Annotated in this window: 26 protein-coding genes, 1 tRNA gene and 1 pseudogene; 11 read left to right on the forward strand and 17 right to left on the reverse strand. The window is 41.9% G+C overall.

All coding sequences use genetic code 11. The features are described from left to right. Positions 1-3 precede the first annotated feature (3 nt). From K429_RS0125500 to K429_RS0125515, 4 genes are all read left to right on the forward strand, one after another. On the forward strand, positions 4-732 hold the full coding sequence (locus tag K429_RS0125500) for a DUF5932 domain-containing protein (protein ID WP_007214038.1): 729 nt from the start codon (positions 4-6) through the stop codon (positions 730-732). Beyond that, positions 725-2179: an AbgT family transporter gene (locus K429_RS0125505; protein WP_029328582.1), complete on the forward strand. Its 1455-nt coding sequence runs from the start codon at positions 725-727 to the stop codon at positions 2177-2179. Before K429_RS0125500 ends, K429_RS0125505 begins: the two co-directional genes overlap by 8 nt. 100 nt (positions 2180-2279) lie before the next feature. Further along, a tRNA-Arg gene (locus tag K429_RS0125510) sits at positions 2280-2353 on the forward strand. A gap of 306 nt (positions 2354-2659) precedes the next feature. After that, the gene (locus tag K429_RS0125515; RefSeq protein ID WP_007218411.1) at positions 2660-3415 is read left to right on the forward strand and encodes a hypothetical protein; all 756 of its coding nucleotides are present in this window, start codon (positions 2660-2662) and stop codon (positions 3413-3415) included. Positions 3416-3483: 68 nt separating this feature from the next. Here the strand turns inward: K429_RS0125515 and K429_RS0125520 are convergent, their stop codons facing one another. The 3 genes from K429_RS0125520 to K429_RS0125530 are packed head-to-tail and all read right to left on the reverse strand — an operon-like array spanning position 3484 to position 6674. Continuing rightward, positions 3484-5493 carry an alpha amylase C-terminal domain-containing protein gene (locus K429_RS0125520; RefSeq protein ID WP_007218412.1) on the reverse strand — a complete coding sequence of 670 codons (2010 nt, stop codon included), beginning with the start codon at positions 5491-5493 and terminating at the stop codon, positions 3484-3486. Positions 5494-5522: 29 nt separating this feature from the next. After that, complete coding sequence (locus tag K429_RS0125525; RefSeq protein ID WP_007214042.1) at positions 5523-5969, reverse strand: YhcH/YjgK/YiaL family protein; 447 nt, start codon at positions 5967-5969, stop codon at positions 5523-5525. Between the two features lie 39 nt (positions 5970-6008). Next, the gene (locus K429_RS0125530) at positions 6009-6674 is read right to left on the reverse strand and encodes a DUF2461 domain-containing protein (RefSeq protein ID WP_022210103.1); all 666 of its coding nucleotides are present in this window, start codon (positions 6672-6674) and stop codon (positions 6009-6011) included. Between the two features lie 300 nt (positions 6675-6974). Here K429_RS0125530 and K429_RS0125535 point away from each other — a divergent pair, with 300 nt between their 5' ends. Further along, positions 6975-7211, forward strand: a complete 237-nt coding sequence (locus tag K429_RS0125535) for a hypothetical protein (RefSeq protein WP_007662788.1) — start codon at positions 6975-6977, stop codon at positions 7209-7211. Positions 7212-7247: 36 nt separating this feature from the next. Here the strand turns inward: K429_RS0125535 and K429_RS0125540 are convergent, their stop codons facing one another. The 9 genes from K429_RS0125540 to K429_RS0125580 all read right to left on the reverse strand — a co-directional run bounded on the left by K429_RS0125540 (position 7248) and on the right by K429_RS0125580 (position 16117). Next, positions 7248-8945 carry an alpha-amylase family protein gene (locus tag K429_RS0125540; RefSeq protein ID WP_029328583.1) on the reverse strand — a complete coding sequence of 566 codons (1698 nt, stop codon included), beginning with the start codon at positions 8943-8945 and terminating at the stop codon, positions 7248-7250. Positions 8946-8953: 8 nt separating this feature from the next. Beyond that, positions 8954-9787 (reverse strand): patatin-like phospholipase family protein, encoded by an 834-nt coding sequence (locus K429_RS0125545; protein WP_029328584.1) that lies wholly within the window; start codon positions 9785-9787, stop codon positions 8954-8956. A 163-nt stretch (positions 9788-9950) separates the two neighbouring features. Then, positions 9951-11468, reverse strand: a complete 1518-nt coding sequence (locus K429_RS0125550) for a 4Fe-4S binding protein (RefSeq protein WP_029328585.1) — start codon at positions 11466-11468, stop codon at positions 9951-9953. Positions 11469-11495: 27 nt separating this feature from the next. Continuing rightward, positions 11496-12431 carry a DUF362 domain-containing protein gene (locus K429_RS0125555; RefSeq protein ID WP_029328586.1) on the reverse strand — a complete coding sequence of 312 codons (936 nt, stop codon included), beginning with the start codon at positions 12429-12431 and terminating at the stop codon, positions 11496-11498. Between the two features lie 53 nt (positions 12432-12484). After that, positions 12485-12880 (reverse strand): phosphoribosyltransferase, encoded by a 396-nt coding sequence (locus tag K429_RS0125560; protein ID WP_029328588.1) that lies wholly within the window; start codon positions 12878-12880, stop codon positions 12485-12487. A gap of 24 nt (positions 12881-12904) precedes the next feature. After that, positions 12905-13414 carry a hypothetical protein gene (locus K429_RS0125565; RefSeq protein ID WP_007214052.1) on the reverse strand — a complete coding sequence of 170 codons (510 nt, stop codon included), beginning with the start codon at positions 13412-13414 and terminating at the stop codon, positions 12905-12907. Between the two features lie 152 nt (positions 13415-13566). After that, entirely contained in the window at positions 13567-14688 is a 1122-nt protein-coding gene (locus K429_RS0125570) for a DUF362 domain-containing protein (protein ID WP_007218420.1), read from the reverse strand. Between the two features lie 108 nt (positions 14689-14796). After that, on the reverse strand, positions 14797-15279 hold the full coding sequence (locus tag K429_RS0125575) for an HU family DNA-binding protein (protein ID WP_029328589.1): 483 nt from the start codon (positions 15277-15279) through the stop codon (positions 14797-14799). 208 nt (positions 15280-15487) lie between these two features. Next, complete coding sequence (locus K429_RS0125580) at positions 15488-16117, reverse strand: nitroreductase family protein (RefSeq protein ID WP_029328590.1); 630 nt, start codon at positions 16115-16117, stop codon at positions 15488-15490. A 128-nt stretch (positions 16118-16245) separates the two neighbouring features. On the opposite strand from K429_RS0125580, the gene K429_RS0125585 reads away from it, so the two are divergent. From K429_RS0125585 to K429_RS29150, 3 genes and pseudogenes are all read left to right on the forward strand, one after another. Continuing rightward, a complete protein-coding gene (locus K429_RS0125585) occupies positions 16246-17097 on the forward strand; it encodes an AraC family transcriptional regulator (protein ID WP_022210094.1) in 852 nt (283 codons plus the stop codon). Between the two features lie 123 nt (positions 17098-17220). Further along, positions 17221-17721: pseudogene (locus K429_RS31060) on the forward strand (hypothetical protein). After that, complete coding sequence (locus tag K429_RS29150) at positions 17666-17938, forward strand: hypothetical protein (protein ID WP_231501923.1); 273 nt, start codon at positions 17666-17668, stop codon at positions 17936-17938. Before K429_RS31060 ends, K429_RS29150 begins: the two are co-directional and overlap by 56 nt. Before the next feature lie 126 nt (positions 17939-18064). Here K429_RS29150 and K429_RS0125600 read toward each other — a convergent pair whose 3' ends face one another. The 5 genes from K429_RS0125600 to K429_RS0125630 form a co-directional block, all read right to left on the reverse strand. Beyond that, positions 18065-18562 (reverse strand): HU family DNA-binding protein, encoded by a 498-nt coding sequence (locus K429_RS0125600; RefSeq protein ID WP_007214057.1) that lies wholly within the window; start codon positions 18560-18562, stop codon positions 18065-18067. A 343-nt stretch (positions 18563-18905) separates the two neighbouring features. Beyond that, a complete protein-coding gene (locus K429_RS0125610) occupies positions 18906-19652 on the reverse strand; it encodes a DUF1349 domain-containing protein (protein ID WP_029328593.1) in 747 nt (248 codons plus the stop codon). Positions 19653-19998: 346 nt separating this feature from the next. Further along, on the reverse strand, positions 19999-20670 hold the full coding sequence (locus K429_RS0125620) for a flavodoxin (RefSeq protein ID WP_029328594.1): 672 nt from the start codon (positions 20668-20670) through the stop codon (positions 19999-20001). Positions 20671-20680: 10 nt separating this feature from the next. Then, positions 20681-22372 (reverse strand): alpha/beta fold hydrolase, encoded by a 1692-nt coding sequence (locus K429_RS0125625; protein ID WP_029328595.1) that lies wholly within the window; start codon positions 22370-22372, stop codon positions 20681-20683. Positions 22373-22497: 125 nt separating this feature from the next. After that, a complete protein-coding gene (locus K429_RS0125630) occupies positions 22498-23001 on the reverse strand; it encodes a transcriptional regulator (protein WP_229125718.1) in 504 nt (167 codons plus the stop codon). A 169-nt stretch (positions 23002-23170) separates the two neighbouring features. On the opposite strand from K429_RS0125630, the gene K429_RS0125635 reads away from it, so the two are divergent. The 3 genes from K429_RS0125635 (at position 23171) to K429_RS29570 (ending at position 25633) form a co-directional block, all read left to right on the forward strand. Beyond that, positions 23171-24067, forward strand: coding sequence for an AraC family transcriptional regulator (locus tag K429_RS0125635; protein ID WP_029328598.1), 897 nt, complete (start codon positions 23171-23173; stop codon positions 24065-24067). Between the two features lie 195 nt (positions 24068-24262). Further along, positions 24263-24991: a nitroreductase family protein gene (locus K429_RS0125640; RefSeq protein ID WP_029328599.1), complete on the forward strand. Its 729-nt coding sequence runs from the start codon at positions 24263-24265 to the stop codon at positions 24989-24991. A gap of 81 nt (positions 24992-25072) precedes the next feature. Beyond that, complete coding sequence (locus tag K429_RS29570) at positions 25073-25633, forward strand: GNAT family N-acetyltransferase (protein WP_181991750.1); 561 nt, start codon at positions 25073-25075, stop codon at positions 25631-25633. Positions 25634-25747 lie beyond the last annotated feature (114 nt).

The following is a 25747-nucleotide window of genomic DNA, read 5'->3' on the forward strand; positions in this document are numbered from 1 at the left end:
AATATGGAAGACAAGAAATTCAAAGTAATTATTGTAGAAGACGTCAAACTTGAACTGAAAGGAACGGAAGAAATCTTCCGCCATGAAATACCCAACGCAGAAGTTATCGGTACGGCCATGACCGAAAGTGAATTCTGGACATTGATAGAAGCCGGAGTTCCTGACTTGGTATTGCTGGATTTAGGTTTGGGTGGTTCTACTACTATTGGTGTGGATATCTGCCGGAATATATTTAAGCGCTATCCGGGAGTACACGTACTCATATTTACCGGAGAAATTCTGAATGAAAAGCTTTGGGTGGATGTTCTGAATGCGGGTGCTGACGGTATTATTTTGAAAACAGGTGAGCTGCTTACGAAAACAGATGTACAGGCAGTAATGGATGGAAAGAAGCTGGTTTTTAATTATCCTATTCTGGAAAAAATTGTAGACCGTTTCAAGCAATCTGTTGCGAATGATGCCAAACGTCAGGAAGCGGTTATTAGTTATGATATTGATGAGTATGACGAACGTTTCCTACGCCATCTGGCATTGGGGTATACCAAAGATATGATTGCTAACCTGAAAGGCATGCCTTTTGGAGTTAAATCTCTGGAAAAGCGTCAGAATGATTTGGTAAACCGTCTGTTTCCACAAGGAGAGCGGGTAGGAGTGAATGCAACCCGTCTGGTTGTGCGTGCTTTGGAACTCCGTATTCTTGATATAGATAATCTGGAAGCAGATGATGAATAACAAATGGCGTTTACCGCATCCGGCAACAATGTTTCTTTTGTTGACGCTGGCTGTCATTGTCCTATCATGGATATTTGACATTTACGGCCTGAGCGTGTTTCAACCGCAAACAGGGGAGGAGATACGGGTACAAAGTTTGCTTAGTCCGGAAGGTGTTCGTTGGCTGTTGCGGCATGTGGTTACTAATTTCACGGGGTTTGCTCCGCTGGGCTTAGTAATTGTGGCTATGTTTGGTATTGGGGTAGCACAACATTCAGGTTTTATAGATGCTTGTATCCGCGGTGGGGCACGTCGTAAGCATAATCCATGGCGCATGGTGATACTGGTTATTTTCTTGGGATTGCTTTCCAATGTAGTAGGTGATGCTGGATACATAATTCTTTTACCGATTGCAGCAACTTTATTCCATTCGGTCGGGTTGCATCCGGTTGCAGGTATTATTACGGCATACGTTTCTGTTTCGTGTGGGTATAGCGCTAACTTGATGCTGAGTACTTTGGATCCTATGCTTGCTGCCACTACCCAGGAAGCTGCGGATATGGCAAATGTATCACCTGGAAATACAGGGCCTTTATGCAATTACTATTTCTTGTTTGCATCTACTTTTTTGCTGGCTTTTATTATTTATCAGGTAACCCGCCGTAATCTTCTTCCGGCTTTGGGAGAATATGCCGGTCATATTCGTTTCAATGGTTATAAGCAATTATCCCGCAAAGAGCGTCGTGCTATGATAGGTGCAGTATCTATTGGGGTGATTTATACAACCGTGATTCTTTGGGCTACTTTCTCTTCATGGGGTATTTTGCGTAGCGTGAATGGTGGGCTGATCCGTTCTCCTTTTATAGAGGGCATTCTGTTTCTGCTTTCTTTTGGTATCGGGCTTATGGGGATGGTTTATGGCTTTGCTTCCGGTCGTTATCGTACAGATGGAGATGTGATTGAAGGGCTTACTCAACCTATGAAATTGTTGGGTGTTTACTTTGTTATCGCTTTCTTTGCTGCTCAGATGTTTGCGTGTTTCGAGTATTCTCATTTGGATAAATGTATAGCCATTATGGGAGCGGACATGCTTTCGTCCATCCATCTTGGGAGTTTATGGATACTCATTCTATTAATTCTCTTTACAGCACTTGTGAACCTTATTATGGTTTCTGCCACTGCCAAGTGGACTTTCATGTCCTTCATCTTTGTTCCGTTCTTTGCCAATATGGGGATTTCTCCGGATATGGTGCAATGCGCTTTTCGTATTGGCGACAGTGCCACCAATGCCATCACTCCTTTCATGTTCTACATGCCTCTTATCCTTACTTACATGCAGCAATATGATAAGCAAGCGACCTATGGTTCATTACTGAAATATACATGGAGATACTCTCTATATATATTATTAGCCTGGACCTTGTTATTTATTTTATGGTATGTAACTGGTTTACCATTAGGATTATAACATCTAATCGGATATAAAAGCATCTATTTACAAAATATTTTCTGCGTAAAATCTTTGCAAATTTCACAGAAAAGCGTACCTTTGCACCGCAATTAAGGATGGTTCCGTAGCTCAGCTGGATAGAGCAACGCCCTTCTAAGGCGTGGGTCTTGCGTTCGAATCGCAACGGAATCACAGAAGAAAAGTCGCAAATCGCTAATAAATAAGCATTTGCGACTTTTCTGTTTCATTAATTAGGGTAATTCTGTAGAATACGGGGATTTTTCTGTATGATTTATTTTCATTCTAAATATAATCTATTTTGATTATGTGCACAATTTGTTTTTCTCATGCTGTTGGTCTCTAGATAGTCCCCCTTGAAATTTACGTAAAATAACATTTGTTACAGCTGTCCTAAAAACTACAAAAAAGTTAAAATGGTTTTGCTTCTATAGCTATGAACACTAATTTTGGGATATCAACTTTTAAAATTTAAAGCACATGAAAAAATTTTTGTTATCCATTGCGCTGTGTTGTGCAGCAACTAATTTTTTTGCGCAAACTACAGAACCTGGAAATCTAATTAACGAAGGAAAGGCAGCACTCGAAGCCAAAAATTACCAGGAAGCATTTACAAAATTCAGTACCTACCTGACACAGACAAACAATCAGGACTCTGTTATCGCTTACAACTGCGGCGTTTGTGCCGATAAAATCAAAAAACCGGAAGAAGCTCTCAAGTATTTTGATATTGCTATTCAAAAGAAATATAATCTGGGAAATGCATATGTAGGTAAAGCCGGTGCATTGAAGGATTTGAAAAAAGACAGTGAGTATCTTGCTACTCTGAAAGAGGGTATAGAAGCAGCTCCGGAAAACAAGACATTGAAAAGACTTCATGCTAATTATTATCTGAACGCCGGTATTAAAGCACAAAAGGCTAATAAACTGGATGATGCTGAAGAAGCTTTCAAACAAGTACTTGCTGACGATGAAAAGAATACCAATGCATTGTACAGCTTGGGTACACTTTCTTATAATAAGGCAGCTTTAGTTCTGAAGAATGCAGCACCATTGGCTAATTCAGATAAAGCTAAGTATGATGCACAGAAAGAAATCGCTGACAAAAACTTCCAGAATGCTAAAACGTATCTGGAACGTGCACTCCCCTTACTCTCGGCAGACAAACCTCGTGAAAAAAGTATGATAGATAATATTAAGAAACTATTACCGCAAATTGAAGCGCAATTGAAATAATCTATCGAAAAGAAGAATAAAAAAGCCGTGTTGGAATTTCCCGACACGGCTTTCTTATTTATAGTATGTTATTTAGTTTTCTTCAATACTACTGCTGTACGGGCAGGAATATATAACTTCAACCATTCCTTCTTCTCTTTTTCATAAAGAGGATCAGCAATAGTGAAATGTTTTACAGTGTCATCAGTCAATCCATTACCGCCATAAGCAGGATTATCCGTATTCAATACTACTTCATATGTGCCCGGAGAAACCAGGAAGCCATAATCGGTAAATGACTGTTTGGGATTGAAATTGAACACAAAGACATAATCTTTACGCATATATGCCAATACCTGATCGCCGTCATTGTGCCAGATTTCCTGAACAGGTGTTGCCTGGAAAGCTTTCACGCTCTTAATGGTTTTGAGCATATCAGCATCAAAGTCGGCCATATAATGGTAAGTAAGATTCTTGTTATCTACCAAATCCCACTGACGGCGGGCATACTTGCATGACCATCCATTACCTTCACGTGGAAAATCAATCCATTCGGGATGACCGAATTCGTTGCCCATGAAGTTAAGATAACCACCATTGATAGTACTTGAAGTCAGTAAACGTATCATCTTGTGAAGAGCAATACCACGATTCACTGTGTAGTTTTCATCACCTTTCTGCATATGCCAGTACATATCGGCATCTATCAGACGGAAGATAATCGTCTTATCGCCCACTAATGCCTGGTCATGACTTTCTGCATAAGATATGGTTTTTTCATCTTTACGACGATTGGTTACTTCCCAGAACATGCTGGACGGTTTCCAGTCTTCGTCTATTTTTTCCTTGATGGTCTTGATCCAATAATCGGGGATGTTCATAGCCATACGGTAGTCGAAACCATAGCCGCCGTCTTCAACTTTAGCTGCAAGACCGGGCATTCCCGATACTTCCTCAGCAATCGTTATTGCTTTGGAATTTACTTCGTGGATAAGTTTGTTGGCAAGTGTCAGGTAACAAATGGCATTGTCATCCTGATGGCCATTGAAATAGTCTCCATAATTACAGAAGGCTTCACCCAGTCCGTGACTATAATAGAGCATAGATGTTACACCATCGAACCGGAAGCCGTCGAATCCGTATTCCTCAAGCCAGTACTTACAATTAGAAAGAAGAAAATGGATAACTTCATTCTTTCCATAGTCGAAACAAAGTGAGTCCCAAGCCGGATGTTCACGTCGTGCGCCGGGGTAGAAGTATTGATTCGGATCACCGGCAAAATTGCCCAAGCCTTCCACTTCATTCTTTACTGCATGAGAATGAACGATGTCCATAATCACTGCAATACCCAATCCGTGTGCGGTATCGATCAACTCCTTCAATTCTTCCGGAGTACCGAAACGGGAAGAAGCGGCAAAGAAACTGGATACATGGTAACCGAAACTACCGTAGTAGGGATGTTCCTGAATTGCCATGATTTGAATGCAATTGTATCCGGCTTTAGCTATGCGCGGAAGAGTTTTTTCACGGAACTCGTTGTAAGTTCCTACTTTATCTTCCTGTTGCGCCATACCGATATGGCATTCGTAGATAAGCAAAGGATCCGTATTAGGTTTAAATGTACGCTTCTTTACTTTATATGGCTTTTCCGGTGACCAGACCTGCGCACTGAAAATCTTGGTTTGCTCGTCTTGTACCACCCGTGTTGCCCAGGCAGGAATACGTTCTCCGCAACCGCCTTCCCAATGTACAATGAGTTTGTATAAATCACCGTGTCTCATGGCATCTGCCGGGAGTTTGATTTCCCAAACACCATAATCCTTACGTTTCAGACTGTACTTCTTCAGTTCTTTCCATTCATTGAATGTGCCCACAATAAATATTTCTGTGGCGTTGGGTGCCCATTCACGGAAAATCCAGCCGTCAGCAGTACGGTGAAGTCCGAAATATAAATATCCCGAGGCAAAATCAGACAAAGTCTGTTTCCCTTTGTTCGTCAGTTCAGCCTCTTTGTCTAATACATGCTGATGACGGCCTTTAATGGCATCTTCGAAAGGTTCCAGCCAGGGGTCGTTTTTGATCAAATTCAATGTTTCCATAAAGGATGAGTTTTTGATTGATTGGATTATTATGCTTTCACTTTCACAATGACTTTCTTCACACCGTCGGGAGAAATGCCGGGGGCATGTCCGTCTTGAGGGAAGAATATAGCAAACATTCCAGGTTTTACAGTGATATAAGTTTCAGCCAGTCCTTCAAAGAAAGTGATATCTTTCTCTGCATTGTACGGAGCATCAGCCGGTACACAATCTTTTCCTGCGGTATAGCCCATTACTTCCGCACCGGAGAGCGGAATCTGGATATCTATAAATTCATTGTGTGTTTCCAGTTTGGCTTGTTCTTTAGCTTTAGGGGTAGTTTGAGCTACGTTTACAACCAGGTCTTTACCTTTCAGTTCGGTTTTGCCAACTTCCATTGCGTTCAAGTCATGTGATTGCAAGAATTCAATAGCTTGGGCGAACAAGGGGTTCAACGATGCATATTTTTCTAAATTTTCTAATCTATCTACTACCATAGCTTTAATGTTTTAAGTTAGTTATATTATTATCAAATTTTATTCAAAGTCGTCAATCGTGTAGTTCAGGAAATCAGCAAAAGGTTTCATTTGCTTGAAGATTTCCGCCGTACGATCCACGCAATCGGATGCCAGAAAGAAGCTGTCCGGTTGATTACAATAACAGGTATATTCCTTGCATTTCAGATATTGTACATATTCAAAATCCTTTGGAAATCCTTTGGGAGCTGTTTTCAGGAAGTCTTCGCCTATTACCGGGAAGTATTGCTTGAAATCCGGATTTTCAACTATACCGCGAAATTCGTCTATGTTATCATACACTGCCTGTCGCACGGCTTTCAGCGTCTTAGGAGGCAGGCAATAGCTACCACCTGCCAACAGACAGTTGCCCGGTTCAATGTGAACATAGTAACCGCAGTGGTCTGATTTCTTACCGCGGGCGTTGATGTATCCGCCCAAATGAGTTTTATACGGGGTCTTGTCCTGCGAAAAGCGCGTATCACGATAAATCCGGTAAGTACAGTCTTTGACTTGAACGCCACGAATACTTTCATCGAAAAGCGAGATACGGGTAATTATAGCCGATAACAGGTTCTCAAATTCCCCACGGGCTTCTTCATACAAGTCCTTGTGAGCATTGAACCATTCGCGGTTATTGTTAGCGGACACTTCTTTCAAGAATTGAAAAATAACAGGGATGTTCATATTGGTATTTTCCTTATTATCTGACAAAATTACGCATAATTTTCCTAACATGCTACAAACAGGGACAAAAAAAGCATCGGCTCTGGTAAACCGATGCTCCTTACACATTTATCAATCAAACAGACGCTTCTGTTTTTGATGTACTTACTTATCACAAGCGGGTACAGTCTCCTTTAATTAATCTTATATCTAATACTATGAAAAACACAATAATATAACACGTCTCCACAGAAAAAGTTCGAAGGGGTATGTGTGTTTTTATCATTTGTTTATATCTTTGTAGAAAAATTATACGAACATATGGAATATAAGTATGATGAGGAAAGTGTGAATGCCTTGATGAAGTGGGCTGAGAACGCACAGTTACCCAAAGAGTTACAACTAAGTGAGGCCGAAAAGATTGTGAATCTTAGACAATACGTAGTGGCAAATATAAACGATATCAAAGCGCATTATCCGGATGAGTTTTACAATCCGGCCATTACGCGTCTGTACAGACTGAAGGAAAAACTGGAAGGAGAAAGCACCACGGAGTAACACAGAGCTCTGTGTTACTCCGTGGTGAAATTCTTATTATAGCTTGATTTTCAAAATCTTTCCACTGTATCCCTCTACAGAAACCTCCGTAGCCTTATAAGGCAGCAGACTAATACTTTCCGTCTTTCCGGTTAACAAATCTACTGCCGGATAAATATCCATCTGCGGTATCTGCAGGAAGTCAAAGGCATGAGAAGGCACATTGATAGCTACATCTACTGAAATGTGGTCAAAGTTCACGATAATGAACAATAACTCTTTTCCAGCTTTGCGCAAGAATGTGTATTGTTTATGCTCATTGAAGCGCCAGCCATTTGCGTTGGCATACATCAGATCGAAGAATTCTCCTTCAGTGATTGCTTTTTCTTTGTTGCAAAGCGTCAGGATGCGTTGATAGATACTATAGATGTGTTTTTGGTCTTCCGTCAGCATCTTGCCATCGAACTTCCCACCATTCCGCCAGCGACGAATGGTATCTACGCTCCAATAATCAAAAATAGTGGTACGCCCGTCTCTGCCACTGAAACCTTCGCTATCCATGCCCAGTTCACCGAATTCCTGCCCGAAATAAATCATCATTGGATTGGTATTCATACAAGCTGAAACAATCAATCCCGGAATGGCTTTACGCGGATTGCCGGCGAAGAAATCAGAAGCAATGCGCTGTTCGTCATGGTTCTCCAGGAAATTCAGCATCCGTTTCTCGATGCCACCCAGACTTTGCCAGGAACGGGTAATGGCCGTAGCCGAATCATAGCCGCAAATCACATTGCGAAGTGTATCATAAAGACCTACCTTGTCATATAGATAATCAAATTTTCCGCGGAATATGTAATTCTGATATTCTGCCGGATTATAAACCTCTGCAATGAATAACAAGTCAGGATGCTTTTCTTTCACTTGCGGAATCACCCATTCCCAGAACTCAACCGGAACCATTTCCGCCATGTCACAACGAAAACCGTCGATATTCTTGTCTGCCCAGAAAAGAAGGATATCCAGCATCTTTGTCCAGGTGTCCGGAGTGGGATTGAAATGACAGGTTCCACCATTCTGATAGTCCACTCCATAATTCAGTTTCACGGTTTCGTACCAGTCGGTGATATTGGGATAGGCATCGAAACGATTGTTCCCCGTAGCCTTGGCAGGACATTCTTTATAAGGTTCAGCAGCCGATCCTTTCATATCGAACTGACCGTGCAATTCGGATTGAGGGATATAGTAAAAATTATTATATGGGCTGAAAGCGTAATTAGGATCATCATTTGCACCCAACTGTGAAGTTCCGTCAGGTTGTGCATCCGAATGATATTGGCGGGCAACGTGATTCGGAACAAAATCAATAATGACTTTCAGACCGCTGCGATGAGTACGTTGTACCAGATTTTCAAATTCCTTCATACGCTCCTGTACATCGTTTGCCAAGTCCGGATCCACGTCATAATAATCCTTGATGGCATAAGGAGAGCCTGCTTTACCCTTAACAATAGCCGGATGATCGGGACGTATGTTGTAACGGCGATAATCCGTTTGCGTGGCATGCTCTATGATACCGGTATACCAAATATGGGTGGCTCCCAACTTCTTTATTTCATTGAGTGCCTTGGCTGTAAAGTCCGCCATTTTACCGCATCCGTTTTCTGTTATGTTTCCGTTATTGATGCAGTGATTATGATTGTTACCAAACAAGCGCGTAAACACTTGATAGATAATCATTTTTTCATCTTTCCCCATTCTCTTTTTTATTTTATGATTTGATAATTACTTTCATCTTTCCAGATGGTTCCCTGATCCGCTTTCAATTGATCCAGAAGAGTGTTAGCGGCATTGTATCCCTGCATAAATATCTCTTCTGCTTTTTCCAGTTCGGTATTGCTGTATCCATCCAGGTTATACGGTTCTATTAATAAATCCGCTTTTTCCCGTTCTGGAAATGTATTGGCACGGAACATGAAGTGGTAGGAACGCATGGCAATACTTACAATATTCATCTTATATTTGTTCGCCAGTAGCGGGCTAACATTTACTGCCACCACTTTGCTACAAACACGCCGGATGGTAGATACAGGTAAGTTCATAAACACCCCACCATCTACATAATGCGTTCCTTCTATTTTTACAGGAGAGAAGAGGACGGGCATACAGCAGGAAGCCGCCACACGTTCGGCAATATTCCCTTTGTGAAAATGCACCACACGTCCGTGATCGAGGTCGGTTGCAGTGATGATGAGAGGTATTTGCAATTCTTCCATCGTCTTTGCTTTCAGGTTGGTTTTCAGAAAATCAATAAATTCTCCTAACTCGAACAATCCCACTTTCGGGATGACTAATTTGGTCAGGTCCTGGAACTTATGCCCGGAAAAGTAATCCAGCACTTTATGCGGTTCGTTACCGTCTGCATAAAACACGCCTGCCAAAGCCCCTGCGCTTACTCCCGAAAGGATATTAGGTTTGATGTCATGTTCCAACAATGACTGCATCACGCCCAGATGCGCGAAACCCTTGATAAAACCACCGCTCAAAGCATATCCTATAGGATATTTGTTCGTAAACCAATTATTTGATGTTGCCTCCATGTAAAAAATCTACCATATATTTGTTCGCCACGAAATTAGTGATTTTATCGTAGGTTGAAAGTAAAAAGGGAGAAAAATGTGCTAAGTATAGAGAAAAAGCAACGCCTGCCCCCAATTTATACAATCGAAGACAGGCGTCAGTGGGAATCGGGAAAATATTTAATCAAAAGCCAAAATCATCTACCTGAATTTCTTCCTGATGATTATCGGTGAAGGGTTTAGCTTCTTGTTGTACGGCATTTCCTTCGATGTATACGGCGCGGAAAGGGCGGGCAGGGCAGACATATTCACAACCGCCACAACCTACACAAATTTCCGTATCTATATGAGGAATTGTCAATCCGTCCTTGAAAGGAATCATCGACAGAGCTTGCGTAGGACAATGTTCTGAACAAGCCCCACAACTGGTTCCGTCACGGTAGACGATGCAGTTCTCCTCGATGAAGACAACTTTACCCATCTGTGTCAGGTGTTTCTGCTCTTTCGTCAGTGGCAGGATAGCTCCATTCGGACAAACATCCCCGCATACGGTACAATCAAAATTACAGAAACCCTTTTCAAAGAAAACGGTCGGTTGCAGCATTCCCCCGAAACCATACTCCATAAAAGCAGGTTTCAGTACATGAGAGGGGCATTTGCTGACACACAGGTGGCACGAGGTGCAATGTGCCTGAAAATGCTCCAGACTGATAGATCCCGGCGGTGTTATAGGCGTCTGACGTTTATCACTTTTCATTCCGGCTGCCGCAGCTGCTACGTTCTGGGCTTGTGCCATAACTTTAGGAGTTGCGGCAGCAGTTGTCAGCCCGGCAAGTAAAAAACGGCGCTTGGAAGCGTCAGTCACCTGTTTCTCTGTTTTGAGGGGAGTGGTATAACTAAGTGCGTTCTGGCGACATTCACCCAGACAATCGAAACAATCTACGCAACGACTGTAGTCAATAGTCTGTTCCGGACTATTAATACATGAGGCTTTGCATTTAGTGGCACACAGTCCGCAATGATTGCATTTTTCTGTATCGATACGTACTTTAAATAGTGAGAAGCGGCTTAGAAAGCCAAGCAGCGTACCTACCGGGCATATTGTGTTGCACCAGGTACGTCCGTATTTCCATGCCAGAAAGCCAAACACTAAGAACGTTAACAGTCCGATAATAAAGGACGAGATACTCAGGAGAGAAGCGTCCACTTGATAGAAAGTATAGTTATTAAAACTTGAAAATATGCTTTCCAGCAAATTGTTCCCTAACATATACACAGGTTTAAACACATTGACCGTCATACGTCCGAAAGCACTGTAAGGATCAAGCAGACCTAAAATGACCGTAAATCCGAAAAGAAAAGCTATAGCTGTTACACCCAATACTCCCCAGCGCAGTATATTCTTGGCAGGCGAGTAGCGGAAACGTTTCTTTTTCTTTGCCGTTTTTTTAGAAATCCAGGTCACTATATCCTGAAAGATACCCATCGGACAAATTGTAGAGCAATAGATACGTCCCAATAACAAGGTAATCAGTATCAGCACTGCCAGGATGATAAAACTGAGTGACATCAATGCCGGTACAAACTGTATATGCGCCAGTCTGTGGAAACTATTTGGCAATATTTCCGCAAAATCCAGAAAATAAAAGGTTATCAGCCCGAAGATAACAACGGACAGTATAATACGTGCTTTCCTCAACATAAGTGTGTATACTTTATATTGCTTGAATTAAAGCCTGATACGCTTCACATTCAGCTTATCCAAATCCATCGTTCCAATCTTCAATGCCTGCCCATTAGCAAGGTGAGCTACACTTTCAAGCGGCATTTCGCGAACTTGGTTAAAGAATTTGGTGGCAGCCGTATCTACGGCCACAATATCCTGTGAAATAAATAATCCTTTGGTCAATACCACATCCGAAGCAGAACGTCCGCGCGGGCCGTTCGTTTTCAAAACGCGATAGGCATCCACCACATTCAGCACTGCTTTCTTATCCATTGTGCAGATATCGGCAATACATTGCTGCAAGTCGTTGGAATGGAAGAAACCGCGATTCCAGACAATACCCATGTGATTCTTCATGGAAATCGTCAGATTGGCACCTCCATGGTTTTTCAGGATGGGCACATTGATCCATACATCACTGTTCAGAATAGCTTCGTGTACCTTGGCACTTTTCATGCGTACGCCTTTGGGCAATGAGACTGGTTTGTAGTAGCTTTCCAGATGAGCCGGCATAACCTTGGCACCCGCAGCTTTGGCAGCTTCTTCAATGCCGCTGTTCTTGTAGCACTTCTGCCAGTCATCGCAAGTATGATCAAAAACCGTAACCTCCTTGGCACCTGCGGCAAGACATTGCTTCACAATTTCCGCAACCAGCTTCGGATTCGTATTACCGGCCAGTTCGGGTACTTTATCCCAACCGATATTTGGTTTAACCACTACCTTTTGTCCCGGTTTGATAAACTGTTTCATGCCACCCATTTCTGTAATAGCACGCCTGAACATCGCTTCCGGTTCTCCACCCATCACAGCTACCAGATCCACCTTACCGCCGCCAGCATTTGTCAGCTTTTGCGCCAGTATGTCCATTGCTTCGGAACGTTGCACGGTCATCACCGCCCCCGTCACCGCCAGAGTCTTTAAGAAATCCCTTCTATCCATAGGCCCTTCTCGAATTATTAATTATTAATTATTAATTGCTAATTATTAATTACTTATAGTATCCACGGGAACTTAAAACACGTCTCGTCAAACAAGGCATAATCTGCCGTACCATTGACTGCGAATGTTTTTATCAGACGTGCCTCTTTCAGTAATTCGCACGCCAGACGAATGGTAGAGCCTGTCTTAATACGGTCATCTACCAATAAGATGCTTTTATCTTTAAAATCAAAGTCAACCGGAGCGAGCAACTGGGGTGCATCATACTTCGGATGCTGGTATTCATCTCGCAAATTGATACGTAGCAGATGCACTTCTTTTTGCAATCGCTGGTTGATGATACCTGCTGGAACGATACCGCCATTAGCAATAGCCACGATCATATCAAAATCATCGTGGAATTCAATTGTGCGGAAGCGCTCCAGCACTTCTTCCATTGTTTTTGCCATATTGTTATGGGAGATAGTCTATTATTAAAGTTTGGAAATAGCTTTCAGCAGAGCGTAACCACCGAACCATTGGATCAGCATACCCGGAATACCGATACGGAAATCTTGTACGGCCAGGAAGAAGTTACCACATATAGCCCATTCAAAAGCAGTGCCTATCACCTGGTAAGCAAGAATCACACCAAGCAATGCAACTAAGGATATCTTCTTTGTATATCGTGCGGCAAATGCAGCGGCTCCTGCAAGCAAACCGGATTTTATCAGCAACACAGGCAATGCAGCGGCAGCGGGCATACCAAACAGTAAATGATTAATCACCGGAGAAAGTAAAGCTGTAAGCAGTCCTACACGGAAACCGAATTTATAGGCAGCAATCAGTGTAAAGAAATAGATAGGCAGCAAAGTCGGTCCGCCCATGGGAACCAGATGGCAAAGCTGCGGCAATGCTATATTTCCTGCAACAAATAAGAATGCAAACAAATAGGTCTTCACGTTACTGAACGACAAAGAGTAGAGTTTAGCAGATGTTTCCATTATTCAATGATTAGATTTTAATTTGTTATTATTATGTTTCTTCAAGATACAAAAGTAGGGGATGAGTGCTCATTTTGTTTGAAGATTTGTCTCAATCCTTACAGGTTTTGTATCGCTACATTTATATTAAGACTCTTTCGGACGGAAAAGGTTTAAATCTTCACCAATTCATATTGCATATTGCCCAATCCGATCTTTTCCGCATGGCGCAATCCAGCTAGCCAGTCCGTATCCGGGTGCATCATGTGGAACTTATCATGGCCGCACAAATCATCGTGCTCATGTCCGGCAGAAAGGCGGTTACCCGTGTGCAGTATAGGAGCCTGGATCACCATATCCGCGCATGCTTTATCCAGAGCCACCGGGTCTGTAGATGCCAGAATACCGAGGTCGGGTACAATGGCGGCGTCATTATGATTCCAACAGTCACATTCCGGAGATACATTCATTATAAAACTGATGTGGAAGTTGGGCTTATCTTTCACTACGGCCAGTGAATATTCGGCAATCTTATAGTTTAAGCGTTCGGACGTATCTTCATCGCCCATAATGGCGCCGTCATACTGGCACAAGGCGACACACTGCCCGCAACCTACGCATTTCGCGTAATCTATTTCTGCTTTGCGTCCTGCATTCAGATGTACGGCGTCGTGTGCACAGTGCTTCACGCAGATATTGCAGCCGATGCAACTTTCCGTATCTATTTTGGGTTGAGAGGCCGAATGCAGTTCCAGTTTTCCGGCTACGCTGGCACAGCCCATGCCTAAATTCTTTAAAGCTCCGCCAAAGCCGGCCTGTTCGTGCCCTTTAAAGTGATTCATGCTGATGATAATATCCGCATCGGCTATGGCAGTACCAATCTTGGGGGCGGCACAGTACTCACCGTTCAAGGGAATTTCCCGGCAATCCGTACCTTTTAATCCATCTCCGATGATGACCTGGCATTGGGCGGATATAGGATTATAACCGTTTTCCATTGCGCTTTGCAAGTGATCGACGGCGTTGGCACGACGGCCTGAATATAGTGTGTTACAGTCCGTCAAGAAAGGTTTCGCACCATTGTTGCGCAATAGGTTTGCCATGCGAGCCGCGTAGTTCGGCCGAAGATAAGCAAGGTTTCCCGGCTCACCGAAGTGAATCTTGATAGCGACAAAACTGTCTTTTAAGGGTAGCTGTTCAATACCTGCCCGCTTTACCAGGCGCTCCATCTTATCCAGAAGATTGGAAGTAGGAGAGGTACGCAGGTCTGTGTAGTAGACTTTTGATGTTTCCATATTACCTATTTATAGTTATAATATGTGCAAAAATAAGAGATATTATCCATATAAATAGGTATGGAAACAAAAAAAGTAGCGAAGTTCTTTCGCTACTTTAATTTGGCATTATCCTAACGGATCATCCTCTATGCCACCGTCACCTCCTTGGTTGCCGCCGCTACCGTTACCACCGGAACTGCTTCCGTCCGTATAATCTGTATCGATGGGAATGGCGCGGGTTACGCTCATTTCTCCCAAAGTACGTTGGAAAATCTTCCCCGGAGTGAATACAATACGCTTACGTACTATATTGCTTGCCGTAACGCCTTCTGCGGTATCCGCACTTTTGGCCTTAATGGTGGGGCGGAAGATGCCGAACTCTCCCAATTGAACGCTCTTTCCGTCATCAATATCCTCCGCCATCATATCAACCAGACCGCTGACTACCAAGTCTACCATTTTTCGATGGACTCCGCAAAGTCGACTGACTTTTGCACACGTTTTACTAAAACTCATTTGTCCCGAACGTACAGATTTTGCTACATACTTCTCAGTTTTTGTGTCGTCAAAGCCAAACACTCTCTTGGTCACTACATACTCTAAAGCCATAATAATTAAAGTTTAATAGGTTAAAAAAATAAGGTTTACTGTTGTCATTTGTTTCAGATGACTTTGCAAAGGTACTATATGGCACAAGGGGGATTGTCCCCTTTGAGTACCTTTAAACAGATAATTCTGATAAAAATCTTAAGACATATTCCTATTTAATTAAAATTCAATGTTTTAGGAATGATGATTTTATTAATCTATACTGAATTTACCAGATGTTTTTGTGAATTCTCTCTTCTACCCGAATATCTTTCTGCTTGCATATATGTGCATTTTCAGCTGCATAACCGATAGCAAGGAAACAGGTGAATTCATATCCAACGGGAGCATTAACGAGATGTTTCACGTACTCCGGTTCATTGCCGATGGGAATACGGAAAGCACATGCCAGCCCTTCTGCAGTTGCGGCTAACAGAATGTTCTCTACAGCTGCCCAAGCCGAAGCGAAATAGTTCAAAGAACTTTGGTTTGCCGGCTTGCATAAAGGATAATCCTTCTGTTTGAAAAACGGCAGGATAAGGCAATTGCTTTGGATTAGCATACGTTGTTGTTTGGGCAATGCATCGGTAAACATGGCATGTTCGTCCTTGTCCATGATGCTTGCGGTGGCTTCAAGCCCAGTTTGTTGGATGTTTTTGGTATTTTCTGCCACAGGTGCTATCAATCGGGTGATGTTTTCCTGCCCTCTTACAACAATAAACTCAAACTGCCGCAAATGGTCGTTGGTCGGAGCTTTAAATGCAGCAGACAATACCTTTACCAACACTTCATCCGTTACTTCCTTATTGGAAAAGTCGCGGATGGTTCTTCTTTTCTCTAATACTTGATAGAAATCCATAACAATACATTTTAATAGTTATACTTGTTATTTTCGGCAGCAAAGTTATGCCGCTTTCTTGTTGTATATTTGTGGTATTGTTTCGTATAATTGTCGTATATTTGCATTAAACCATTTTGCATACAATTATGGAAGATATGATTACTCCCTATGAGCTGCCCGAAGTAGAGAACCACTCATTCTTTTTTATAGACCAACGAATTGAGGCTCATATAGAAGCCAAACTGCATCAGCATGATGCATGGGAGCTATATTATGTGTTACATGGACATGGCACCCGAATGGCAGGTGATACGTTACAACCTTTTTCGGCAGGTGATGTAGCATTGATACCACCATCTATGCATCATTACTGGGAATATACACCTTCATCGACAGACACTGACGGGTGTATTCATTACCTGATGGTTGCTTTCAGTCATACCTTTGTACTGAAATGCATAGAAGTGTTTCCCGAATTGAGAAACCGTTTGGCAGGTCTTACATTTCCTGTTAATGCATTAAAGTTTGGCTTGGAAAGTTCTCGAATCATTCGCAAAATATTATTGGAGATGAACGATATGGACGAATTGGAACGATTGTGCGAGATGTTTCGCTTGCTACCTGTCATATTCACTTCATCCGATCATACTTTTGCAGGTAAACCTATGAATATAGATCGGGATGTGAGACGCATGCAGCAAATTTGCACCTATGTGATGGCCCATTATGTCCATGCTATCTCTTTAGACGATATTGCCGCAGAAGTAGGCATGAACCGTTCTGCATTTTGCTCATATTTCAAACGATGCAAAGGAATGACATTCTCACAATTTGTGACCCAGTATCGCCTGAATACGGCTTGCGAGCTCCTAAAACACTCACAAAAACAAGTGTCGGAAATCTGTTTTGCAGTAGGATTTAATGATGTACCACATTTTAATCGAATTTTTAAAAAATTGAAAGGGGTAACACCACAAGAATATAGAAAAAAGTTTTGACTAACGAACATATTCGGACAAAGCAGAGTGAATTACTTGGAATAGTGTTTATTAATGAAAACAAATATATTACCTTTGTATGGTTAAGTAAATACTAGTACTCACCAGATATTGAAGAATCAGATGAATAGCAATTATAAAGTTGGGGATTTAATTTATGATGCGAATATTTATGATGGAATGAATACCCATATAGATGATTTGCTATTTTACAAGCGATGGCTGCCTAAAAACAAGTCTGCCTGTATACTTGAACTTTGTTGCGGTACAGGCAGACTTACTATGTCCGATAGCGCAGGAAGGATATGATATCAGCGGGGTAGAGTAGAACATGAAAAAGAACCCATAGAAATTGCTAAATATACCACCAAAGATGGGAGAGAAGTATTGATAAAGCAGATCATGCGATACGAGAGCAAAACTCAGATAAATCGCATAGAATGGCACTATTTCATTAATGGTGAGTTTGATTCGGTTCAGAATTTGGATATGAGGCTATTCTTTCCTCAAGAGTTAGATTCATACCTGGAATGGAACGGTTTTGAAATTCTTCATAAGTTTGGCAGTTTTGAAGAAGAAGCATTTTGTGATCATTCGGAAAAACAGATATTTGTTTGCCAATGAGCTATTGCTGACTGATGGAGGTATTCTCATTTTTGATATTTTCTCGGAAGGGATTATTGATGACAGACAGGAAAGCCGGGATTGGGAATATGCCCCTTGCGGTGGGTTCTGGAATGAAAGTGAATATTTACTTCTAAGCCAAACATTTCATCATTTGGGAAAGGTATTATTCGGAGGAAGAAATAACAAGTATATTGAAAAAGGTAGGATTTCGTAAAATATCTATTTATAAAGAACTACTCGGCAAGAATGATTTTACATCGAGTAGTGAATTTTTTATAGTAGCAGAAAAGTGAGTAACGAAAGAACTTCACTACTCACTTTTTCACTCTGACAAGGAGATTTATCCTAATGGATTTTCATCCAAACCGCCGTCACCACCTTGGTTGCCACCGCCCTGATTTCCACCACTGCCGTTACCACCGGAACTACTTCCGTCCGTATAATCCGTATCAACGGGAATAGAACGTGTCACACTCATTTCTCCCAAAGTACGTTGGAAAATCTTTCCCGGAGTAAATACAATACGCTTGCGTACTATATTACTTGCCGTTACACCTTCCGCCGTATCCGCACTTTTAGCCTTAATGGTGGGGCGGAAGATGCCGAACTCTCCTAATTGAACACTCTTTCCGTCATCAATATCCTCCGCCATCATATCAACCAGACCGCTGACTACTAAATCTACTACCTTTCGGTGGATTCCGCAAAGTCGACTAACCTTTGCACACGTTTTACTAAAACTCATCTGTCCCGAACGTACAGATTTCGCTACATACTTTTCTGTCTTTGTGTCGTCAAAGCCAAACACTCTTTTGGTCACTACATACTCTAAAGCCATAATAATTAAAGTTTAATTGGTTAAAAAAAATAGGGTTCATTTGCCATCATTTATTTCTGATGACATTGCAAAGATAGGATGTAGTGCGGGAAGTATTGTACTCTTTTGATGCCTTGGGGTGGGTTTTTCTGAGAAAAGTTGTAAATGAATGATTTAAAGAGCTTTATGAAAATCGATAGAACTTGCTCTTTCTTATAATTTTTAAAGATAAGAGCAAGATTCTTTTCTTTGTTATCAATTGATTCCAAAACTATACTTAAATCATAAGCTTTTTCAGAAAGTAGAAATATTCTGCGGCTTTTGTCATGCCATTTTAAGAATTCCACCTTCAATATATAATGGCTTATTCTCCCAAGCGGAAATCGCTAACATTATCGTGAGACAAAGAAATTTCTTCAAAACGACTTGTGCAGCTGCCTTTTTGAGGACATTGGCTGCTGATGCCCAAATAAATGTTCTTTGGATAATAATTCTTGTATAGACGAACCATGTTCCATCTTTTCTTGTCGATGGAATAATAGCTGGCAATGGTTTTTGTATCAGATGAGATCTTCAGGTAAACAGATGAAACATTTAATTTATCATGATTATTATCATCGGATGTTCCTTGTGTTCTTACTGTAACAATACGGTGGTTACCGTATTCATCCTGTTCAAATGCCAGTTTCTGCCAAAGTGAATCACAAGAATATACAAAAAGGTCGGCTGCATTATACAATCCCTCTGTTGTAAACTCCGGAGTAACCTTGGCTATTAACGTAAAAGGTTTCGTGTTCTCAACGGGGACAAGCAGAATAGGAAGCGTTGTATTTGACAGTTTTCCATTCGGGTCACTGAAGAAATCCAGTCCTTCGGCACAATGGAATTCCAATGCGCCATCATCAAGCAGTTTCACGCAATTTTCAGCTCCATTGATGGCATTAGTGAAAGTGATGTTTCCCGCACTGATTTTGCAATCTGTAACTTTGTTCATAACTGTTTCGTTCATTGTTTGTTGAGACTCATCTTGCTTAGCAGAATTGTTAGATTGGCAAGAAGCCAATATGATGCTTCCTGCAAGAATTACTTGACAAATAGTATTACTTTTCATTGCTTAATAGATTATGAATGATTAATTTTTTGCAAAAATAGTCTGTTTCGGCCATTCACACAATGGTGAAAAATAACCAAATTCATAACGAGACAATATACTATTTGGAGCTAGATTCGGAACTCGATCAGAAAGCCACTTCTACGAATTACGTAAATAACAAATCAGATAAGCTCTGATTATCAGAAGTATAAAAAATGAATTATTTGCGTAATTCGTGTAATTTGTGTTCTAAGCTTTATTTTGATACCCTCTTTAGATTTTATTTTCTGTATTCTTAGGATATCAAAACCGGAGTCCGTACATGAAGATTTCCTTTTTTCATCTTTTCCTTATTTTATGTTTTTTATTTGATGATTCCGATTCTCCGAAGCCAAGCCTCCGTGTCATTAGCACTGCCTGGCATATCAATACCTGCATCGTCGGATGGGCCGGGAGTAGTAATGTCATCCGGATTGAGGTCTTCGGGAAGCGTTTCCGGAAGATGCTTTGACTCAGGGGTTACTTTATAAATCTTCTGCATTGATTCGTTTAAATAGGTTGTAGCTCCATAAGTGAAGAACGGAATAACAACTTTGTCTTTCAGATCGTATGCTTCGAGGAATGTGCAAATCACCATAGCAGGCTGATGCCACCAGCAAGGTGAGCCAACGAAAATCGTATCATATTGCGCAATAATTTCCTTATCGGGTAGATTCGCCACTCCGGGACGCAGGTCGTTGTAAGCCTCATTCTGAATACGGTCGCTGTCATCGTATGGATTTTCTGCATACGGATCGGCCGCCTCAATGCGATATATGTCAGCACCGGTAAGTTCCACAATTCGTTTGGCTACGGCTTGCGTGTGCCCCTGCGCGGAAAAGTAGGCTACGAGAGTTTTACTGTTACCGGATGGGTTGTCAGTATCATCGGGAGTTGTCGACTGTTCCGTCTGCAATGCAGGAGTGTCGTCTGAAGAACAAGCTGCCATAGTCGTCAGCGGAAGGAACAAAAATGGAATAAAAAATAATTTTCTCATATTCAAATGGTTATTTAAGATGTTGTTTAAAGAATGTGTCCAGTTTGGGCAGCGTGATTTTCAGATACTCCGGCTGGTCGTACAAATCTACGTGTGTTGCTCCGGGTACGACAAACAGCTCTTTCGGTTCGGCTGCTTTTGCGTATGCGTCTTTCGAGAAGTAAGCTGATACAGCGTTTTCTCCCACGATGAAGAGTACCGGTCGCGGTGATATGGTCTCGATCTGTGCGAACGGGAAGAAGTTCATCATCGGTGCAAGACTCGTGTAGGAGTAATAGCCCGTAGAATTGGGATGCTGGCCACGCTCCGGATTGTCATAGTAATCGAGGAAGTCGATGGCAAACTTCGGTGTGTTTTCATCTACTTTTTCGGGTAGGGCACGGATATCCTTACGTGTAGCTCCGCCATATTCTGCCGTGCGCTGGCGACCGATCTCATCGAGAATTGCCATACGTTGTTCATATGTCTGGGAATCGCCCACACCCTGACGGCGGGCACGTCCCATATCGTACATACTGATCGTTGCCAGCGCCTTGATGCGATGGTCTATCTGCGCTGCGCTGACGGAATAACATCCTCCGCCACAGATACCAATGACACCAATCTTATCGGCATCAACAGCCGGATGGTTTGTAAGGAAGTCGACCGCTGCGCTGAAATCTTCCACCCGTACCTCGGGCGACTCAATACGACGCGGATAACCGCCGCTCTCACCATAATAGGAAGCATCAAAAGCCAATGTCACATAACCGAATTCTGCCAACTTACGGGCATGTAGTCCCGAAGTCTGTTCCTTGACACCACCGAAAGGATGACCGACGATGATGGCAGTATATTTCTTTGCAGGGTCGTAGTTTGCAGGGAAATAAAGATCGCCAACCACATCAATAAGGAAACGGTTGTGAAACGTTACCTTCTGCTTCTTCACGCCATTCTCTGCTGCCACGGCCGGGGCTTGGGAATCAGCGATTAATCCTTTACTTTGTAGCAGTTCGTTCAATATTAGTTTGCTGGCATCAGCCTCACTGCGACCGATATTTTTTTCGATGATGGCCAGCACACCACGTAATTCATCCGGTGTTACGCCCACATTCAGTGCGATACCCATGTGCCCTTTTAGCATCGGCTCTACGCCTTTGCCCAAAGAGGCGATCACGGCAACGGTCACCAGTTCCCGTTCGGCGTATGTCAGGACATCCCGCTCAAAAAGGTCAGCAAAGAGGTGCTCTTTCAGGAATACTTCGATTTCCGGAGCCAGTACAGCATAATTGGCTTTCGGCGCATCTGCCGGAGCACCCGAAATTTCGGCAAGAATATCACGTCCGCGTTCGTACTTGCTGCGGGTATCAGTTATCGGCGATGCTTCACGACCCCGGTTATCCTCGATACCTTTCGCTTTCCGTTCATCGAGTACCACAACAAGGGTTTGTAGTCCGCGCAAGGCACGCGGGAAACCGCAATAGGCGTAGGCGTGTACCATCACTTCCTTGGGTTCACCCACGGTCATTCCGTCATTTAATCCGTCGATAAGGACAGGTTTCAGTTTATCGAGGTCTCCCTTACCCGTAAGGGTGGCGACCTCTGCAATGTGTTTCCGTTTACTGTTCATAACTTGTTCCATTTTTGGGTTTTGGGCGGCTGCGATTCCATATCCGAAAAGGATACAGATCAGCGTCATCCTAATTCTCGTTTTTATTTTCATAATCTCTATCATTTTATATTTCCTGTTTTTATCTGATGCAAAATTAGGCTGGAATTTTCGCTTCGACCGGTCATAAATTACGATTTGAAGGATAATTTTTACGGATTTGCTGCATCTTCTTTATTTTATTGACTGCAAAAGCGTACGCAGTAGTTAAGTAGCAGTTCGATGTGTGAGGCGATGATCGATGCACTATAACGGTCGATAGCATGGTGCAACTCTTCGCCGATCTCCCGCAGGTTATCGGTTATAATTTGTTGTTCGTGCTCTGTCAGTGCACCCCGGCAACGGCAGCGTTTCGGATAGGTTTCGATACGGTTTTCAAGCGATGTGTCGCACAACAGGTTGGGATGGAAAAGCACACCCGAATAGTAGTCGGCATGCCGGTGTTGCTTCGAGGGTATCTCGACCACCTCACCGGGATAAATCAGCCGTAACCATTCCTTTTCCGACGCTTTGCTCTGCTTCGGAGAGTTGTAGTACAGTAACCCGTAAAAATCACACATTATCCGAATATCCTCACTCAAATTTGTTTTCGACAGATCAATCATGCAAATCTGCGGATGCAGCGTTTCATGTCCCGTCAATTTATTGAACATATCAATAGTCATAAGTACGGAATTATTCATTTGTATCACTGTTCTTTTTTTCTATTTATTTTTCCATGATGCAAAATTACGGGCTATCCGAAAGTTCCATAGGGTATAAATTACGGTTTCACGTATAATTATTACAGGTTGAAACAGATTGCCCGAAGATATTTTATATATTTGCGTAAAAACAATGAAATCCACTGTCATGGAGAAGATTATAAAGCTGAATACGATCAAGGATTACAATGATTTTCTGGGTATAGAAACTCCCCATTCGTTGGTAAGCGTAATCGACGCTTCCAAAATCAAACCGTTGCACCATGTCTGTAAAAACATTGGCTTCTATGTCATTTATCTGAAGGACATCAAGTGCGCCGATGTGATAAAGTATGGCCGTAAATTCTATGATTTTCAGGAAGAGACACTGGTATTCGCCGCTCCGGGACAGATTATCGGCAACGATGATACAGGAGAGCCATTCCAACCCAAAGGTTGGTGGCTGACATTTCAGCCCGAATTGTTACATGGTACACCGCTTGGCCGCCACATGCAGGATTACACGCTCTTTTCCTATGCCGTTAATGAGGCATTACATCTTTCTAAACAGGAACGGCAGACCATGATAGATTGTATGATGAAAATTGACGAGGAGATCAAGGGAGCAACGGACAAACACAGCAAGCTGATTATCGCTTCGGCCATTGAATTGCTGTTAAACTACTGCATCCGTTTCTATGACCGGCAGTTCATTACCCGTAAAAAGGAGAACAAAGATGCACTTAGTTCTTTCGAAGCGTTGCTGAACGACTATTTCACGTCGGACAAACCCTCGAAATTTGGTACGCCGACCGTGGCTTATTGTGCAGACCAACTGCATCTGTCTGCAAATTATTTTGGAGATATGATTAAGAAGGAGACTGGTTCTTCTGCTCAGGAATATATTCTGACAAAAACAATGGATACAGCAAAAGAATTGCTTGCAGACCCAAACAAATCAGTCAGTGATGTAGCCTACGCTTTGGGATATCAATATCCACAATATTTCAGTAAAGCGTTTAAGCGCATTATAGGATGTTCACCGAATGAATATAGGACATCGTAATTAAATATCTCATCACGAATTAGTGATATACAGCACATCGATCATTCTGATTACACGAAAAGTCCGGTTAGTTGAGGAACAATTAGCTTATGGGGCTGTTTTAATCTTATACTACGATAGAATTAATTCTATGAATATCCTGAAGTTTTTTAGCTCTAAGGAAAAGTATAATAGTATTATAACATTTACAGCATTATGAATTTAAACGAAGTCCTCCATTATCGTCGCTCTGTGCGAGCGTATGACAGAACAAAACTGATAGATCCGGAAAGAATAAAACATTATCTGGAATTGGCAACATTAGCTCCCAACAGCTCGGATATGCAGTTGTGGGAGTTCTATCATATCACTCAGCCCGAATTACTGGCAAAGGTTTCAAGAGCTTGTCTCGATCAGAAAGCCACTTCTACAGCTTCACAAATAGTTGTTTTCGTGGTGCGGCGTGATTGGTACAGGAAACATGCGCGGTTTGTACTTGACTTCGAGCGGGAGAATATCCGGCGTTACAGTCCGAAAGAGCGTCAGGCCAAACGCATCAAAGACCGGGAATTATACTATGGCAAATTGATGCCGTTTGTTTATGCCCGTTTCTTTGGAATTTTGGGATTATTCAGAAAACTACTGGTTAATATCATCAGCATTTTCCGCCCGATGATGCTCGAAGTCTCCGAAAATGATATGCGCGTGACTGCCCATAAATCTTGTGCACTTGCTGCCCAAACGTTTATGATTGCTATGGCAAACGAAGGGTATGACACTTGTCCTCTGGAAGGTTTGGATAGCCGTCGGTTAAAAAGGATACTGAAATTGCCTCATGGTGCTGAAATAAATATGGTTATCCCCTGTGGAATACGGGACGGAAATAAAGGAATCTGGGGAGAACGGTGCAGAGTACCGTTTGATGAAGTTTATCGTAGAATCTAAAATAGTTCTTTTGATTGTCAAACCATGTCACGTATCTCTTTTACCTTTTTTGTGAGATACCAAGTATCGGAACGGGTCATTATGGATATAAAAAGTTTTCAATATAATAACATTACGGAAATAGATAAACAATTATTAAAAAGTTTGCTTTATCTTATTTGGGAGGATATAAATATAGAAGATATTCATCCCCAAGAAATGAATGTCATGTCATTTTGCGCTATAGAAAAGAATGAATTTATTGGCTATTTAGGAGTTGTTTCATGGAATATTATCGTAAAAAATAAAACTTTTAAAATGTGTGGGTTGAGCTGTGTTTGTACACATCCGGAATATAGAGAACAGGGAATAGGGAGTATGTTAGTAAGGAAAGCAACGGAATGGATTATGCAAGATGGTAGATTTGATATAGGTCTGTTTACTTGCTCACAGAGAAATACACCTTTTTATGAACATATAGGTTGGTGGCAAAAATGTTCGAATTTAGTTTTGAAAGAAAGTGATAGAGAGGGAGCTTATGTTAGTGATTCTCTTCAGCTAAATGTGTTCAAATTACTGATTTCTGCAAAAGCTAAATTATACGCTAATTATTTTGAGAACTCAATTGTAACTCTAAATTTCCCTAAAGGAAAATTCATATAGTGATCACTGTAATTCTCCATATCACAACATTTAGTATTGCAGTGAAAGGATAACCTGTCTATGTTTATGTATGGTATTGTGAAAACGTAAAGTTCGTTTGTGCTAAGTGAAATA

Origin of the sequence: Bacteroides sp. 14(A) (assembly GCF_000526555.1) — a bacterium.
In the GTDB taxonomy this organism is placed as follows: domain Bacteria; phylum Bacteroidota; class Bacteroidia; order Bacteroidales; family Bacteroidaceae; genus Bacteroides; species Bacteroides cellulosilyticus.